This is a genomic window from Streptomyces asoensis (genome assembly GCF_016860545.1).
Taxonomy (GTDB): Bacteria; Actinomycetota; Actinomycetes; order Streptomycetales; family Streptomycetaceae; genus Streptomyces; species Streptomyces asoensis.
Map to the genome: position 1 here is coordinate 120,293 of NZ_BNEB01000002.1, position 16,339 is coordinate 136,631.

General features: G+C 72.2%; 16 protein-coding genes. 12 read left to right on the forward strand and 4 right to left on the reverse strand.

From position 1 onward, the window contains the following. Positions 1 to 2: 2 nt before the first annotated feature. From sufC to Saso_RS03675, 4 genes are read left to right on the forward strand one after another with little or no spacing between them, the layout of a single operon-like run. Complete coding sequence (gene sufC, locus Saso_RS03660) at positions 3 to 767, forward strand: Fe-S cluster assembly ATPase SufC (RefSeq protein ID WP_189927917.1); 765 nt, start codon at positions 3 to 5, stop codon at positions 765 to 767. Beyond that, on the forward strand, positions 764 to 2,020 hold the full coding sequence (locus Saso_RS03665; RefSeq protein ID WP_189927916.1) for a cysteine desulfurase: 1,257 nt from the start codon (positions 764 to 766) through the stop codon (positions 2,018 to 2,020). Before sufC ends, Saso_RS03665 begins: the two co-directional genes overlap by 4 nt. A gap of 16 nt (positions 2,021 to 2,036) precedes the next feature. Then, complete coding sequence (gene sufU, locus Saso_RS03670; RefSeq protein WP_189927915.1) at positions 2,037 to 2,504, forward strand: Fe-S cluster assembly sulfur transfer protein SufU; 468 nt, start codon at positions 2,037 to 2,039, stop codon at positions 2,502 to 2,504. Then, on the forward strand, positions 2,501 to 2,833 hold the full coding sequence (locus Saso_RS03675) for a metal-sulfur cluster assembly factor (RefSeq protein WP_062649699.1): 333 nt from the start codon (positions 2,501 to 2,503) through the stop codon (positions 2,831 to 2,833). Before sufU ends, Saso_RS03675 begins: the two co-directional genes overlap by 4 nt. 108 nt (positions 2,834 to 2,941) lie before the next feature. Here Saso_RS03675 and Saso_RS03680 read toward each other — a convergent pair whose 3' ends face one another. Next, positions 2,942 to 3,790 carry an AbfB domain-containing protein gene (locus Saso_RS03680; protein ID WP_189927914.1) on the reverse strand — a complete coding sequence of 283 codons (849 nt, stop codon included), beginning with the start codon at positions 3,788 to 3,790 and terminating at the stop codon, positions 2,942 to 2,944. Positions 3,791 to 4,018: 228 nt separating this feature from the next. On the opposite strand from Saso_RS03680, the gene Saso_RS03685 reads away from it, so the two are divergent. The 3 genes from Saso_RS03685 to dapD all read left to right on the forward strand — a co-directional run bounded on the left by Saso_RS03685 (position 4,019) and on the right by dapD (position 6,068). Next, complete coding sequence (locus tag Saso_RS03685; RefSeq protein ID WP_189927913.1) at positions 4,019 to 4,339, forward strand: DMT family transporter; 321 nt, start codon at positions 4,019 to 4,021, stop codon at positions 4,337 to 4,339. After that, positions 4,339 to 4,932: a TetR/AcrR family transcriptional regulator gene (locus tag Saso_RS03690; RefSeq protein WP_189927912.1), complete on the forward strand. Its 594-nt coding sequence runs from the start codon at positions 4,339 to 4,341 to the stop codon at positions 4,930 to 4,932. Before Saso_RS03685 ends, Saso_RS03690 begins: the two co-directional genes overlap by 1 nt. A gap of 146 nt (positions 4,933 to 5,078) precedes the next feature. After that, positions 5,079 to 6,068 (forward strand): 2,3,4,5-tetrahydropyridine-2,6-dicarboxylate N-succinyltransferase, encoded by a 990-nt coding sequence (gene dapD / locus Saso_RS03695; RefSeq protein ID WP_189927911.1) that lies wholly within the window; start codon positions 5,079 to 5,081, stop codon positions 6,066 to 6,068. A 66-nt stretch (positions 6,069 to 6,134) separates the two neighbouring features. Here dapD and Saso_RS03700 read toward each other — a convergent pair whose 3' ends face one another. Both Saso_RS03700 and dapA read right to left on the reverse strand, forming a co-directional pair. Then, positions 6,135 to 6,638, reverse strand: coding sequence for an HAD domain-containing protein (locus Saso_RS03700; protein WP_189927910.1), 504 nt, complete (start codon positions 6,636 to 6,638; stop codon positions 6,135 to 6,137). A gap of 729 nt (positions 6,639 to 7,367) precedes the next feature. Continuing rightward, the gene (gene dapA, locus Saso_RS03705; RefSeq protein WP_189927909.1) at positions 7,368 to 8,282 is read right to left on the reverse strand and encodes a 4-hydroxy-tetrahydrodipicolinate synthase; all 915 of its coding nucleotides are present in this window, start codon (positions 8,280 to 8,282) and stop codon (positions 7,368 to 7,370) included. A 260-nt stretch (positions 8,283 to 8,542) separates the two neighbouring features. Here dapA and Saso_RS03710 point away from each other — a divergent pair, with 260 nt between their 5' ends. From Saso_RS03710 to Saso_RS03720, 3 genes are all read left to right on the forward strand, one after another. Beyond that, a complete protein-coding gene (locus Saso_RS03710) occupies positions 8,543 to 9,196 on the forward strand; it encodes a DUF3618 domain-containing protein (RefSeq protein WP_189927908.1) in 654 nt (217 codons plus the stop codon). 180 nt (positions 9,197 to 9,376) lie between these two features. Next, a complete protein-coding gene (locus Saso_RS03715; RefSeq protein WP_189927907.1) occupies positions 9,377 to 10,108 on the forward strand; it encodes an ArsR/SmtB family transcription factor in 732 nt (243 codons plus the stop codon). 12 nt (positions 10,109 to 10,120) lie between these two features. Further along, on the forward strand, positions 10,121 to 10,876 hold the full coding sequence (locus Saso_RS03720) for an SRPBCC family protein (RefSeq protein WP_189927906.1): 756 nt from the start codon (positions 10,121 to 10,123) through the stop codon (positions 10,874 to 10,876). Positions 10,877 to 10,879: 3 nt separating this feature from the next. Here Saso_RS03720 and Saso_RS03725 read toward each other — a convergent pair whose 3' ends face one another. Beyond that, the gene (locus Saso_RS03725) at positions 10,880 to 12,706 is read right to left on the reverse strand and encodes an endonuclease/exonuclease/phosphatase family protein (protein WP_189927939.1); all 1,827 of its coding nucleotides are present in this window, start codon (positions 12,704 to 12,706) and stop codon (positions 10,880 to 10,882) included. A 291-nt stretch (positions 12,707 to 12,997) separates the two neighbouring features. Between Saso_RS03725 and Saso_RS03730 the strand changes: the two genes are divergently transcribed. Then, on the forward strand, positions 12,998 to 14,425 hold the full coding sequence (locus tag Saso_RS03730; RefSeq protein ID WP_189927905.1) for a hypothetical protein: 1,428 nt from the start codon (positions 12,998 to 13,000) through the stop codon (positions 14,423 to 14,425). 248 nt (positions 14,426 to 14,673) lie between these two features. After that, on the forward strand, positions 14,674 to 16,155 hold the full coding sequence (locus tag Saso_RS03735; protein WP_189927904.1) for an alkaline phosphatase PhoX: 1,482 nt from the start codon (positions 14,674 to 14,676) through the stop codon (positions 16,153 to 16,155). Positions 16,156 to 16,339: the final 184 nt, after the last annotated feature.

The window sequence follows — 16,339 nt, forward strand, 5'->3', positions numbered from 1 at the left end:
CCATGGCAACGCTTGAAATCCGCGACCTGCACGTCACCGTCGAGGCCGACAACGCCACGAAGGAGATCCTCAAGGGCGTCGACCTCACCGTGAAGCAGGGCGAGACGCACGCCATCATGGGCCCCAACGGCTCCGGCAAGTCGACCCTCGCCTACTCGCTCGCGGGTCACCCGAAGTACACGGTCACCGGCGGCACCGTCACCCTCGACGGCGAGGACGTCCTGGAGATGTCCGTCGACGAGCGCGCCCGCGCGGGCCTCTTCCTCGCCATGCAGTACCCGGTCGAGGTCCCCGGCGTCTCCGTGTCGAACTTCCTGCGCACCTCCGCCACCGCCGTCCGCGGCGAGGCCCCCAAGCTGCGCACCTGGGTGAAGGAGGTCAAGGAGGCCATGGAGCGCCTCAACATGGACACCTCCTTCGCCGAGCGCAACGTCAACGAGGGCTTCTCCGGCGGTGAGAAGAAGCGCCACGAGATCCTCCAGCTCGAGCTGCTGCGGCCGAAGGTCGCGATCCTCGACGAGACGGACTCCGGCCTGGACGTCGACGCCCTGCGCATCGTCTCCGAGGGCGTCAACCGCGTCCGCGAGACCGGTGAGGTCGGCACCCTGCTGATCACGCACTACACGCGCATCCTGCGCTACATCAAGCCCGACTTCGTCCACGTCTTCTCCGGTGGCCGCATCGTCGAGTCCGGCGGCGCCGAGCTCGCCGACAAGCTGGAGAACGAGGGCTACGAGGCATACACGAAGGGTGGCGTATCCGCGTGACGCAGCTGCCGGGCCTCCTCGACACCGAGGCGATCCGCAAGGACTTCCCGATCCTGGACCGTCAGGTCCACGACGGCCGGAAGCTCGTGTACCTGGACAACGCGGCGACCTCGCAGAAGCCGCGCCAGGTGCTGGACGCCCTCAGTGAGTACTACGAGCGCTACAACGCCAACGTCCACCGCGGTGTGCATGTGCTCGCCGAGGAGGCCACGGCGCTGTACGAGGGCGCGCGCGACAAGGTCGCCGCGTTCATCAACGCGCCGAGCCGCGACGAGGTGATCTTCACCAAGAACGCCTCCGAGTCGCTCAACCTCGTGGCCAACATGCTCGGCTGGGCCGACGAGCCCTACCGGGTGGACTCCGAGACCGAGATCGTCATCACGGAGATGGAGCACCACTCCAACATCGTGCCGTGGCAGCTGCTCTCGCAGCGCACGGGCGCGAAGCTGAAGTGGTTCGGCCTCACCGACGACGGCCGGCTCGACCTGTCGAACATCGACGAGATCATCACCGAGAAGACGAAGATCGTCTCCTTCGTGCTGGTGTCGAACATCCTCGGCACGGTCAACCCGGTCGAGGCGATAGTGCGCCGCGCGCAGGAGGTCGGCGCGCTGGTGTGCATCGACGCCTCGCAGGCCGCGCCGCACATGCCGATGGACGTCCAGGCCCTCCAGGCCGACTTCGTGGCCTTCACCGGCCACAAGATGTGCGGCCCGACCGGCATCGGCGTCCTCTGGGGCCGCCAGGAGCTGCTGGAGGACCTGCCCCCGTTCCTCGGCGGCGGCGAGATGATCGAGACGGTGTCGATGCACTCGTCGACGTACGCCCCGGCGCCCCACAAGTTCGAGGCGGGCACCCCGCCGATCGCGCAGGCGGTCGGTCTGGGCGCGGCCATCGACTACCTGTCCGCGATCGGCATGGACAAGATCCTCGCCCATGAGCACGCCATCACCGAGTACGCGGTGCGGCGGCTGACCGAGGTCCCCGACCTGCGCATCATCGGCCCGGCGACGGCCGAGGACCGGGGCGCGGCGATCTCCTTCACGCTCGGCGACATCCACCCGCACGACGTGGGTCAGGTGCTGGACGAGCAGGGCATCGCGGTCCGGGTGGGTCACCACTGCGCCCGCCCCGTCTGCCTGCGCTACGGAATTCCCGCGACCACGCGAGCGTCGTTCTATCTGTACTCCACGCCGGCCGAGATCGACGCTCTGGTCGACGGTCTGGAGCACGTACGGAACTTCTTCGGCTGAGGGGCGTGCTGGAACCGTGAAGCTGGACTCGATGTACCAGGAAGTCATCCTGGATCACTACAAGCACCCGCACGGGCGTGGGCTGCGCGACGGCGACGCCGAGGTGCACCACGTGAACCCGACCTGCGGCGACGAGATCACCCTCCGTGTGAAGTACGACGGCACGAAGATCGAGGACGTCAGCTACGAGGGCCAGGGCTGCTCCATCAGCCAGGCCAGCGCGTCCGTCCTCAACGACCTCCTGGTCGGCAAGGACCTGGCCGACGCGCAGAAGATCCAGGAGACCTTCCTGGAGCTGATGCAGTCCAAGGGCAGGATCGAGCCCGACGACGCGATGGAGGAGGTGCTGGAGGACGCGATCGCGTTCTCCGGTGTCTCCAAGTACCCGGCCCGGGTCAAGTGCGCCCTCCTCAGCTGGATGGCGTGGAAGGACGCGACGGCCCAGGCCCTGGGCGGAGCCGACGCCGAAAGGAAGACGGCATGACCGAGACCGTTGAGATGAAGCCGGCCTCCGAAGAGGAAGTCCGCGAGGCGCTGTACGACGTCGTCGACCCCGAACTGGGCATCGACGTCGTCAACCTCGGGCTGATCTACGGCATCCACATCGACGACGCGAACATCGCGACGATCGACATGACCCTCACCTCGGCGGCCTGTCCGCTGACCGACGTGATCGAGGACCAGGCGAAGTCCGCCACGGACGGCCTGGTCAACGAGCTGCGCATCAACTGGGTCTGGATGCCGCCGTGGGGCCCGGACAAGATCACGGACGACGGCCGTGAGCAGCTGCGCGCGCTCGGGTTCAACGTCTGAGTCGGTCCGACGACCGAGACCCGACCCGCGCACCGCACGTGAGAGCGGCGGCACCCCGACCGGGGTGCCGCCGCTCTCACGTGCGGGTGGGTTGTGAGCCGTGGGCCGTCAGCCCAGCGGGCTCACCAGCCGGAAGGAGAAGTCCGCCCGGTTGGTCGTGTTGTAGCCCCAGGGGTCCAGACGCAGCTGGAAGTTCTTGTGGCGCAACGCGTAGTTGGGGTAGTTCACCGACTGGAGCAGCACCGCGCCCTGTTCCCCCGAGTACCCGGGGCAGAAGGTGGCGTCCTGCTTGAACAGCGTGGAACCGTCGTTGCGTTCGGAGCGCAGGACGAAGTCGCGGTGGCGCAGGTACGTGCCGTCGTGCGTCGCGAACGAATAGCACGAGCTGTTGGACAGCCCCTTGACCAGGGTGAAGGTGGAGTCCTGGCGGGATTCCGAACCGCGCGGCGCGTCGAGTCGCACCAGACCGCCGCTCACATGCCAGTAACGGTCGGGGTAGTTGACCGCCTGCACCGACCGCCGGTCGCCGGACGGCGCCGGGTCGGCCGGCTTCCTGGTCGCCGTCGCCGACGCGGAGGCCTTCGACCCGCCCGGGGCGTGCGGGGACGGACTGCCCTGCGCCGCGGGGGAGGACGAGGCGGACGGGGACGCCGACGGTGACGGCGAGGCGCTCTTGCTCCCCGCCGGTGCCGCCGACCCGGTCGCCGAGGGGGAGGCGAAGGAGATCAGACCGCCCCCCGTCTCGTCGTCCGAGAGCGTCTGCCCCTGCCGGGACGCGGTCGTGTCCTCAACGGGCTTGTCGTTGAGGGCTATTGCGGTCACGCACGCCACGATGGTGGCGACGGCGAGTCCGCCGGCCAGCCAGAGGCGTCGTGTTCCGGGGGCCCGGGAGGTGTCCGGGGCCCAGCCGCTCTCCCAGGGTTGCTCCTGGGGCGGCCGGGACTTGTTTTCTGGCATGCGCTGTTCCTCCAGCGGTACCCCTGACGGCTGCCGCGGCTGCGATGGCCCTGTGTGTGAACGGTGAAACAGTAGTGGAACCCGTGGCTCACGTTCAGCCGTTTGGGTGAGCGCTTTCCATAACACTTTCGACTCCGCGGCCACTTGGGGCGCGCGGGGCCAGTGCGGGACACGTCTGCGGTCGACGGCTGTGTACGGGCGTACGCATCGTTGTGTACGCTCGTACACATGGGATACCTGACGCTCGCCGGCGCCATCGCCGCCGAGGTGGCCGCGACGACGGCCATGAAGTACAGCGACGGATTCAGCAGGCTCTGGCCCTCGTTGCTGACGGCCGCCGGCTATGTCGTCTCCTTCCTCCTGCTCGCCCAGACCCTGAAGACCGTCGGCATCGGCACGGCGTACGCGATCTGGGCCGGCGTCGGCACCGCGACCATCGCCGTCATCGGGCTGGCCCTGTTCGGGGAGTCCCTGACCCTCACCAAGGCCGCGGGCATCCTGCTCATCGTCGGCGGAGTGGTCGTGCTCAATCTCGGCGGTGCGCACTGATGCCCCGGCGCCACGACCCCGAGCGCCGGCAGCGGATCATCGACGCGGCGATCCGCGTCGTCGGGAAGAAGGGGCTGGCCGGGCTGAGCCACCGGTCGGTCGCCGCGGAGGCCGACGTCCCCCTCGGCTCCACCACCTACCACTTCGCCACCCTCGACGAACTGGTCATCGCGGCCCTGCGGCAGGCCAACGAGGGCTTCGCCAAGGCGGTCGCGGCGCACGGCGGGCTGACGGACCCCGGGCTCGACCTGCCCGCCGAGCTGGCCGGACTGCTCGGCGAGTGGCTCGCGGGCGAACGGACCGGCGTGGAGCTGGAGTACGAGCTCTACCTGGCCGCCCTGCGCCGCCCCGCGCTGCGCCCGGTCGCCGCCGAGTGGGCCGAGGACCTCGCCGCCCTCCTCGCCGCCCACGTCGACCCCCGCACCGCACGCGCGCTGGTCGCCCTGATGGACGGCATCTGTCTGCAAGTACTGCTGACGGACGCGCCCTACGAGGAGGAGTACGCGCGTGAGGCGCTGGCGCGGCTGATCCCGCCCGCTCCCTCCGGCCCGCCGGGGCGCCGGCCCCCTCGCTCGGGCCCCGGACGCGGCTGAGCGCCTCGCGCCCGTTTCGGCGCCTGCCCCGTGTCCGTCCCGGGATCCCGGGGAACGCGCCAGGTCGGCGGGGGAGCGCGGCCCGCCGGCTGAGACACCGCCGCGCGGGTTGGCCTCCGCGGCCCCCCGCCGGTTAGGTTGCCCTCATGACCGACACGACTGCTCCTCGCACCACCGGCGCCGTGGCCGCCGGCCTCGCCACGATCGCCGCCGACGGCACCGTTCTCGACACCTGGTTCCCCGCGCCCGCGCTCGTCGCCGAGCCCGGCCCGTCCGGCACCGAGCGCCTGTCCGCCGAGAAGGCCGTGGAGCTGCTCGGCGAGGGCGCGACGCAGGCCGTCGGTCCGGACGCCCGCCGGGGTGTCGACGTGGTCGCGGTCCGCACGGTCATCGCCTCGCTCGACGCGAAGCCGCTCGACGCGCACGACGTGTACCTGCGCCTGCACCTGCTCTCCCACCGGCTGGTGAAGCCGCACGGGCAGAGCCTGGACGGCATGTTCGGCCACCTCGCCAACGTCGCCTGGACCTCGCTGGGCCCGGTCGCCGTCGACGACGTCGAGACGGTCCGGCTGAACGCCCGCGCGCAGGGCCTGCACCTCCAGGTCACGTCCATCGACAAGTTCCCGCGCATGACGGACTACGTCGCCCCCAAGGGCGTGCGGATCGCGGACGCCGACCGGGTCCGCCTCGGCGCCCACCTCGCCGAGGGCACCACGGTCATGCACGAGGGCTTCGTCAACTTCAACGCGGGCACGCTCGGCACCTCGATGGTCGAGGGCCGCATCTCGGCGGGCGTCATCGTCGGCGACGGCTCGGACATCGGCGGCGGCGCGTCCACCATGGGCACGCTCTCCGGCGGCGGCAACGTGATCATCTCCATCGGCGAGCGCTGCCTCATCGGCGCCGAGGCGGGCGTCGGCATCGCCCTCGGCGACGAGTGTGTCGTCGAGGCCGGCCTGTACGTCACCGCGGGCACCCGGATCACCATGCCCGACGGCCAGATCGTCAAGGCCCGCGACCTCTCCGGCGCCTCGAACATCCTCTTCCGCCGCAACTCGGTCACCGGCGCGGTCGAGGCCCGCCCGAACAACGCGGTCTGGGGCGGCCTGAACGAAATCCTCCACGCCCACAACTGACCTGCGCGGCCGTGTTGTTCGGCCCTGCGCGACGGAGCGCCCCGGCCTGGACGGTGGGGCGCTCCGTCATGCGGTCAGGGCCGTCGCGAAGTCGGTGAGGGTGGTGAAGTCCTCCTCGCGCAGGCCCAGTCGGGGGTTCACGTGGTGCAGGAGGGCCGGGGCCGGGTGGTGGGCGGTGACGTAGGCCGAGTCGGCGGGGGACTGTTCGTCGTCGACCCAGGCGAAGGGGCGGCCCGCCGCGTGGGCGACGATCGCCTCCGTCTTCCAGTGGACTCCGTCGGCCCGGTGGGCGAAGAGCGCCGCGCCGAAGTCCACGTACGGGAGTTCGGGAAGCCCCACCACGGGCGCGATCCAGCGGTTGGCCTGAGCCATCCAGGTGGTCGCCCAGCACAGTTCGTAGGGGAGCCGGAGCAGGGCGGGGCCGTGGCCGGGGTGCAGCCAGACCCGCAGCGGCCGCTCCCGCCCGACCGACGCCCTGATGGTCGTGTAGCCGGCCGGCCGTTTCGAGGGCTTGGCGGCGTACGGGTTGAGGGGACCGTCGACGTCGAGGTAGAGCAGCGGGCGGCTCATGCCCCCACGGTACGTGGCCGGGACCGGGCCGATCGAGGGAATTCCCCGCGGTCCACGGGCACACCCGGTAGCCACGCGGGCGCCGCGCGCCTCCCCCGCACCGCCCGCCACCGACGGTCGCAGCCGCGCACAGCGACCCCGGCCCCGGCCCCCGGCCCCGAGACCCCGGCTCCCGGCTCCGGGTCCCCGGCTCCCGGACGCCGGCTCCCGGCTCCCGGCCCCGAGACCCCGGTCCCCGGACGTCGGCCGCGGTCCCCGGCCCCAGGCCGCGGTCCCAGGCCGCGGCCCCCGGTCCCGGCCTCGGCCTAGGCCTAGGCTTCGGTCCCGGCCCCGGTCTTGGCCCCGGCTTCGGTCCCGGCTTCGGTCCCGGCTTCGGTCCCGGCCTCGGTCCCGGCCCCGGCTTCGGTCCCGGCTTCGGTCCCGGCTTCGGTCCCGGTCCCGGCTTCGGTCCCGGCTTCGGCCCCGGTCCCGGCCTCGGTCCCGGTCCCGGTCCCGGCCCCGAGACCCCGGTCCCCGGACGTCGGCCGCGGTCCCCGGCCTCAGGCCGCGGTCCCAGGCCGCGGTCCCGGCCCCGGTCCCGGCCCCGGCTTCGGCCCCGGCCCCGGCCTCGGTCCGGCCCCGGCCTCGGTCCGGCCCCGGCCTCGGTCCCGGCCCCGCCCCGGCCCCCGGCCGGCCCGCCCCGCCCCGGCCCCCGGCCGGCCCGCACCGCCGACCGGCCTCGTTCGGTGCTCAGGAGTGCGGCCCGGACACGAGCCGTTCGCAGGCCGCGCGCAGGCCGTCGGTCGTCTTCCGGCCGGCGGGCCGCAGCGGCGCCCGGACCGGGCCGGCCGGCAGGCCCAGTCCGCCCAGGAGCGCCTTGGCCGTGACCGTCCCGGGCAGTCCCGACGCCATCATCGACTCCACCAGTTCCATGACCCGGTGCTGCCGCACGGCGGCCCCCGCGGTGTCGCCCGCGTCGAAGGCGTCCAGGACGGCCCGCAGGTGTGCCGGAATCACGTTCGCGACGGTGCTGACGTAACCCGCCCCGCCCACCGCGTACAGCGCGAGGTGGTGCTCCTCGCAGCCCGCGTAGTACGCCAGATCCGTCCGCGCGAGCACCTTCTGGGCGCCCAGGAAGTCGTACGAACAGTCCTTCACCGCGACGATCCGCGGGTGCCCGGCGAGCCGGAGCATGGTGTCGGGCTCGATCCGGGTGCCCGTGCGGCCGGGGATGTCGTACAGCATCACCGGCAGCGCCGACGCGTCCGCGACCTCGCGGAAGTGCGCCTCCAGGGCGTCCTGCGGGGGCCTGCTGTAGTACGGGCTGACCACGAGCACGCCGTCCGCGCCCGCCTTCTCCGCGTCCCGGGCGAGCCGGACGGTGTGCCGGGTGTCGGAGGTTCCCACCCCCGCCACGATCGACGCCCGGTCGCCCACCGCCTCCCGCACGGCGGCCACCAGTTCCGCCTTCTCGGCGTCCGAGGTGGTGGGCGACTCGCCCGTCGTCCCGGAGAGCACCAGGCCGTCGCAGCCGGCGGAGACCAGCCGGTCGGCGAGCAGGCGCGCGCCGTCGGTGTCGAGCGTGCCGGTGGCAGTGAAGGGCGTGATCATCGCGCACAGGGCGCGGCCGAAGGGGGCGGGAGCGGTCCGAGCGGCTGGAGTCATGGGAGCAGTCTCGGCGCCAGGACAGTGAAGCTCTACTTAATTCTTCTACGCGATACATCTAAGGGGTACTGCGGAATCGAGTCCCGGTGGACGCTCTTCCCCGGGGATGACGGCGAGCGGCCGGGGTACCCGCAGGGTGGGACCGGGGCAGGACGACGCACGGGCTGTGGCGCCGGCCCGCCCGGTGTGCCGGACGCTCCCGCGAGGGATCTCGGGAGTCTCCGGGCCGACGTCGAGGAGAACAGGGAGAGGGCGCACCGATGACGGACAGGACGCCGGCCGAACTGCGCCGGCAGATCGAGCGCACCCGGCACCGGCTGGGCGCCACCGTGGAGGAACTCGCGGCCAGGGCGGACCTGCGCGGCCGCACCCGGACCCGCGCCGCCGACCTCATGGACCGCGCCGGCGCCATGGGCGTGCAGTTGCGCAGCAGCGCGTCCCTGGCCGGATACCGCATACAGGAACGCGCGGGCCGGGCGGGACAGCTGGCACGGAGCCGCGCGGACCACGCCGGACGCGTGGCGCGGACGCGGGCCGGCCGTGCCGGTCACCTCGTGCGGGGACGGGCGGGCGGCGCGGGCCACGCCGTCCAGGAACGGGCGGGCCGCACGGGCCACGTCGTCCAGGAGCGGGCCGGTCGCGCCGGGCACCTGGTGCGGGACACCGCGGCCCGGGCCGGCCGTACCGCCCAGGAGCGGGCCGTCCGTGCCCGCCATGTCCGCGGCGGTCTCCGGGACGCGGCGTCCCGTACGGGGCGCACCCTGGAGCGGCCCGCACCCGCCCCCATCCGGATGCCCGTGCGGTTCGCGCTGCGCTACCCCTGGCCGACGATGATCGCCGGCGCGGCCGCGGCCGCCCTGGTGGCGGCCGGGGTGGTCGCCCGGAGCAGGGCGAGGGCGAAGGCCCGGCGGTAGACGGCCGCGCAGCCGGCACGGCCGGCACGGCCCGCACGGCCCCGCCGAGCGCTCGAGGCCCGGCACCCGCATCGAGCGGGTGCCGGGCCTTTCTGCGCTGCGGGTACGGAGATGCGGAGCCGACCTTCCGAAAACTCGATTGTCCTGGACAAAAAAAGTTTTCGGTGAGACGGTGGACGCATGCTGGACGTGACAGTCATCGAGGACCCCGAGGCGGCCGCCGTCTCCCTGGACCCCATACGGGCCCGGCTGCTCGCCGAGCTGGCCGCCGGTCCCGCCTCGGCGGCGATGCTGGCCGGCCAGGTCGGGCTGCCGAGGCAGAAGGTGAACTACCACCTCAAGGCGCTGGAGCGGCACGGGCTGGTCGAGCTGGCCGGTGAGCGCCGCAAGGGCAACGTCACCGAACGGCTGATGCGGGCGACCGCGGCGTCGTACGTCATCTCGCCGCTCGCGCTCGCCGTCGTGCAGCCGGACCCGGACCGCTTCCGCGACCAGCTCTCCGCGCGCTGGCTGCTCGCGCTCGGCGCCCGGCTGGTCCGTGACGTCGGCTCGCTGATCACCGGCGCCGCCAAGGCCCGCAAGGGCTTGGCCACGTACGCGCTGGACGGCGAGGTGTGCTTCGCCTCGGCCGCGGACCGGGCCGCGTTCATCCAGGAGCTGACGGCCGGGGTCGGCGGTCTGATCCGCAAGTACGACGCCCCCGACGCCGGGGGCGGCCGCGACCACCGGATCGTCGTCGCCGTCCACCCGACGCTCAAGTCCCCGCCACCGGCACAGGCGCCGGCACCAGCGCAGAGGCAGGCGCAGGCACCGGCAGGGACACACGCAGAAGCCGCAGCAGCGGCCGAGGATCAGGGCGTACCCCGGGTCCCGGCCGGCGGCGACCACCGGAACCACGGCGAGAGCCAGTGATCAGGAGTCATCATGTCCAAGGAATTCGAGATCGCCCGCGAGTTCGAGGTCGACGCCACGCCCGAGCAGGTGTGGGACGCCTTCACCGCCGGTACCGGCGGCTGGCTCTGGCCGATGGAGGCGCCGGAGCCGCGTGAAGGCGGCACGGGCCCCTTCGGTTCCACGGTCACCGTCTGGGACCCGCCCCACCGCTACACCAACCGCGTGGAGAACGTGGACGGGATCTCCGAGCAGACCCTGAACCAGCTCGACTACACCGTCGAGCCGCGCGACGAGGGCCGGCGGGCCTGGGTGCGCTATGTGCACAGCGGCATCTTCGTCGACGACTGGGACAACCAGTACGACGCGGCGGGCCGGCACACCGACTTCTACCTGCACACCCTGCGCCAGTACCTGACCCACTTCGACGGCCGTCCGGTCGCCTTCGTCACCTTCGACGGGCCCGACGCGTCCAAGGCGGCCGACGCCCTGACCGCCGTGGAGCGGGCGCTGGGCCTCGCGGACGACACCGCCGAGGGTGCGCGCGTGCGGGTCGCCGGACCCGGGGGGCGCGGCCTCGACGCGGTGGTCGACTTCCGCAACGCCTACTTCGTCGGGCTGCGCACCGACCGTGCCCTGATCCGCTTCTTCGGCCGCAACCACTGGGGTCACCCGGTCGGCGTCAGCGTCCACGACTTCGCGCCGGACGCCGACGCCGAGGCGAACGGGACCGCCTGGCGGGGCTGGCTGGACCGGGTGTTCAGCCGGCCCCTCCGACCGCGGCCGTAGGCCTTACGGCTGGAAACGCAGGATCTGCGGGTCGTGGTCGCTGATCTGGTCGTGGAACTCCGAGTTGATGTGCACGCTGTCGTACTCGAAGTCGCCGTCGTGCTTGATCGAACGGCTCACCAGGATCTGGTCCAGGACCTGCTGGTTGCCCTGGTAGTCGTAGGAGTAACGCTCGTTCCTGGACAGCGACTTGATCGCCGACCAGAGCGTGCCGTCACCCTCGAGGATCTGCGCCGTGCCGGAGAACTCGAAGTCGTTGATGTCGCCCAGGGCGATCACGTCCGCCTTCTTCTCCACGGCGAGGATGTCCTTGACGAAGGCGTTGACCAGCGTCGCCTGCTGGTGGCGCTGCGTCTCCGAGCTGCGCACCACCGGCTGGTACTGCGAGGTCAGACCCTGGTCGCCGCCCTTGGAGTTGAAGTGGTTGGCGATCACGAAGACCGTGCGGCCGCGGAAGACGAACTCGCCGACCAGCGGCTTGCGGCTGCTCGCCCAGGCGGTGTTCGCCGGGTCGATGCGGCCGGGGGAGGCGGTGAGCTGCGGGCGGCCCTGCACCTCGGTGACGCCGACGGCCGTGGTCGCGTTGCCGCCCGCGCGGTCCGTGAACGACACGCGCTGCGGGTTGAACAGGAACACCTGACGGATGTTCCCGCCCGGCTCGCCGCCGTCGGTGTTGTTGGTCGGGTCGATCGAGCGCCAGTCGTACCGGGGGCCGCCCGCCGCCACGATCGCGTCGATCAGCTTGCCCACCGTGACGTCGGCGGCGGTCGTGCCGTCGTTCGTCGCGCCGTTGTTGTCCTGGATCTCCTCCAGGGACACGATGTCGGGCGACTTCAGGTTGTTCACGATCGCGGCGGCGTGCTCCCCGAACGTGGCGTCGGACGGGTCGAGGTTCTCGACGTTGTACGTCGCGACCGCCAGTTCGTCCTTCTTCTGCTTGCGCGTCGACTCCCGCTCCAGGCCGCCGCTCTTCAGCGTGCCCAGCTGGTTCGCGACGAGCGTGTAGCCACCGAACTGGTTGTAGTCCAGCGGGCCCGAGGTGACGCCGGCGAGGGTGTCACCGACGTTCGCGACCGGGAAGTCGGCCGTCGCGCCGAGCGACTGGATCTGGAGCCGGCCGGTGTTCTGCGAGGCGTACGAGCCGTACAGCGTGCCACCGCGGCGGGTGTCGTTCTCGTGCGGCTTCACCGTGACCCACAGCTCGCTGTACGGGTCCGTGGCGGTGACCACGCCGGCGTCGGCGACCTGGACGTTCATGCCCTCGAGGGACTCGTAGTAGTCCAGGGCGTACGTGCCGGGCCGCAGGGTGAGACCGTTGACGGAGTTGTTGGCCGCGGGGTCGCCGGCCGGGGTGTACGCCGCCGGGACCGACTTCTTGTTCACCACGGTCGCGGCGGGCACCGCGTTGCCGCTGGACAGCACGGTGACCGTCGGCTTGGTGATCTCCGTGACCGACTGGTTGCCGGTCGAGACGCCGCCCGGGACGTACTCGGAGACCGTGCCGTTCACCGTGACGGAGTCGCCGACGGCGACCTTCGGGGCGGAGCTGGTGAAGACGAAGACGCCCTCACTGGTGGCCGGGTCGGCGTCCGGGTTCGGATCCTGGATCCAGAAGCCCTTGGACGAGCCGTAGGTGCGCACGCCGGTGACGATTCCGGCCACACCCGAGACCGCCTGGCCGGCGTACGGCGACACCCGGGTGGTGCCCTGGATGTCGTGGACGGCCACCGTCTCCGCGTGGGCGGGCGTGGTGAGCGCGACGGTGGAGGCCGCGGAACAGGCGGCGGCGACGGTGAGCGCGGCGAGACGCGCGGACTTCTTGCTCGGCAACGGAATCCCTCCGGGGACGTTCATGAGTGCCGGGACGAGGGTGGATCGTGGAACGGGAGGCCGCGACCCGCGGGGCGGACGCGACGCGCGTAGAAATTACAGTGAACATATGTCCATCGGATTTCTACGCGCGTCAATCTCCTGCCTGGTCACGCCACTTGTCAAGGTTTCAGCCATGTACGCGGCCTGACGGGGAGATGAACCGGGCGGCATGGGTCCATACCCGTCTAGGCTGAGTGGCCCAGTGTCCCGGCGGGCCGGTGGCACCACGCGCCCTAGGAGAACCAGCCGATGTCAGACAGCTCCCCCCTGCCGCCGGTGCTGCTGCACCCCGAAGCGGAGCTGGCGCGCGACGCGCTGTCCACGCCGTTGCTCTCCCGGGCCGCCCTGCTCGCCCGCTGGGCCGGCCCCGGCACCCGGGTCGACGCCGGGGGCGGACTCGTCGAGGAACAGCTGGCCCCCGCCGCCGAGGCGCTCGGTCTGACCGGGGACGACGCCGCCGCCGGCGCGAGCGAGGCGTGGCGGGTGGCCATGGACGCCGGGCTCGTGGAGGTCGTCGACGAGGAGGCCGGCACCGTCGTGGCCGGCGAGGACCTGGCCCTGCTGACCGGCGGTTCCCCGCACGACGTCCTCGCGGTGTGGCTCGCCGCCCTGGAGACCGTGCTGGCCGACGCGGCCGTCCCCGACCTGGACGAGCTGATGGACGCCATGGACGAGGGCGGCGAGATCGACTTCTCCCGCCTCGACTGGAACCCCGAGGCCGAGGCCGAGTTCCTCGACGGCGTGCTCGGCAACCTCTACCTGCTCACCGCCAGCGAGGACGGCCCCGGCGACGGCCCCGTCCCGCTCCCCGCGCTCGCCGCGTCGATGATCGTCCCCGGTGACATGGACGAGCCCACCAACGACGTGCTGGAGCAGGTCTCCGACGCGATGATGCGGCTCGACGACCAGTTCCGCCTCCTGGAGCCGATCGGGATCGTCGCCTACCGCCCTGTCGACGAGGACCTGATGGCGGACCCCGAGGAGGAGCCCGCCGCCCCGGTCGACGAGACCGACGTGTCGCGGTACGGCATGGTCCGGCTCACCCCCCTCGGCGTGTACGGACTGCGCGCCCGGCTGCTGGAGGCCGGGTTCGACGCCCCGGCCGTCGGGGACCTCGCCGACAAGGGCGCCGACGTCCTCCTCGACGGCAGCGCCGCCTACGGCTCGCGGGCCGCGCTCGCCGAGACCGAGCAGTGGCTCGTGCGCCGCGAACCCCTCGACGCCGCACGTGAGCTGCTGGGCGCCGCCCGCGGCGCGGACCACGGCGCGCCGCTGCGCAGGCTGCGCTGCCAGCAGGCCCTGTCCCTCGTCGGCGGCCAGGCCGAACCCGCCGTCCGCGAGGTCCTCGACGACCCCGAGCTCGGCGGCCTCGCCCGCGTCTGGCTGAGCGAGCTCGGCGCGACGGACGTACCCGCGCCCTCCGAGGAACTGGTCTTCTGGCTCACCATCGACACCCTGGCCGCGCAGCTCGCCGCCGAGGGCAACTCCGAGGAACTCCAGGCCCTCGTCGAGGGGCTCGCCCAGCAGCACGGCGGGTTCTTCTCGGCGGCCTGGCGCGTCGACCACCCGGCCACCCCGGACGTCCTGGAGGCGATGGGCCGCCTGCACCCCGACAAGCGCATCGCCAAGGAGGCCCGCAAGGCGGCCTTCAAGGCCCGCTCGCAACAGGGCGGATGACCCGGTGGCCGGTGGCCGGCCGCCGGTAGCCGGAGTCCGGTGAGCGGTGAGCGGGTGGGGTCCGGCGTGGGGAGGGGCTCTCTTCGGTCTTCCGTTGCCCTCCCGTGGCCTGATCCGTACGGATTCATGGAAGGGGGTCCCTCGAAGTCGCCGGACGTTCAACTCCCGTTCAGGCATGGGCGGGACGGTGACGCCGAACCGAGGTCCGCCACCCTCCACGGCACTTCCACCGCGTCTCAGGAGACACCATGTCGCTCACCCGCAGGGACTTCGCAAGGCAATCCGCGCTCACCGGTGCCGGGGTCGCGCTGGCGGGCAGCGTAGGCGCCCTCGCCACCGCGCCGAACGCCCTCGCCGCCTCGGAGACCGAGTCCGCCGCGGACGCCGCGGACGCCGCCCACGCCGGGCAGGGCGCGCAGGCGTCGGCGGCCGGGCACCACGGCGTCGGCTACGGCCCGCTGCTCCCCGACCCCGCGGGCATCCTCGCCCTGCCCGCCGGATTCAAGTACCGCGTCATCACCTACAGCGGGAAGACCAAGCTGGAGTCCGGCGAGATCACGCCGTCCAACCACGACGGCACCGCCACCTTCTGCGGCCCCCGCGGCGCGACGCTGCTCGTCAACAACCACGAGCTCAAGGGCCCGCGCGCGAGCTGGCAGTACCCGGTCCCGCTCACCGAGGGCCTCGTCTACGACCCGGCCGCGGCCGGCGGCTGCACGGTCGTCGAGGTGCGCCCCGGCGGCCGGGTCGCCGAATGGGTCGGCATCGCCGGAACCTCCACCAACTGCGCGGGCGGCACCACTCCCTGGGACACCTGGCTCACCGGCGAGGAGACCGAGGACAAGGCCGGCCAGAACGGCATGACCAAGGACCACGGCTACATCTTCGAGGTCGACCCGGAGGACCGCCGCGCCAACCGCGACCCGCGGCCGGTCAAGGCGTTCGGCCGCTACGCCCACGAGGCCGTCGTCATCGACCCCAAGCGCGGCCACGCGTACCTGACCGAGGACGCCTCGGGCCCCAACGGCCTGCTCTACCGCTGGACCCCGCCGGCGGGCTTCCGCCACGGCCGCGGCAAGCTGCGCACCCTCGCCGACGACGCCGGTGTCCTCCAGGCCTTCAAGTGCTTCGACTCCGGCGGCAAGTTCGTCGACGACCTGTCCCGCGCCACGAAGACCGGCACGGTGTACGGCGTGGACTGGGTCGACGTGCCCGACCGCGACGCCCGGACGGTGTCCGTCCGCAAGCAGTTCGCCGACGGCCAGGTCACGCGCGCCCGCAAGCTGGAGGGCATGTGGTGGGGCGACGGCGGGACCTACATCGTCTCCTCGTACGCCCGTGACGAGAGCCCCGTCCAGCACGACGGCGCCGTCTGGTTCTACGACCCCAAGCGCCGCACGCTGACCCTGAAGGTCCTCCTCGGCGTCAACCCCGACCCGTCCGTGGACGGCGCCTTCGACGGTCCCGACAACATCACCGTCTCCCCGTACGGCGGTCTCGTCATCGCCGAGGACGGCGAGGGCGTCCAGCACCTGTTCGGCGCCACCGACAGCGGCCGCACCTACCCGATCGCCCGCAACGAACTGAACATCGGCACCGAGGACGAGCCGGAGTACAGCGAGTTCACCGGCGTCACCTTCTCGCCCGACGGCCACACCCTCTACGCCAACATCCAGACGCCGGGCATCATGCTGGCGATCACCGGCCCGTGGAAGCGGCAGAAGCGGTGAACCTGACGCGCAATTAATTCGTTCGCTCCGTCCGCGGCCGCCCTCCTAAAGTGATGAACGTCCAGGTGCGAAGGCAGGACCTACTTCCACTGATAATGGGGCGGCCGCGGGTTCGAGTCCCGCCACCGGTACTACGCGCCGGTGTAGCTCAGGGGCAGAGCACCTTGTCGGTTCCGCCGGCTTC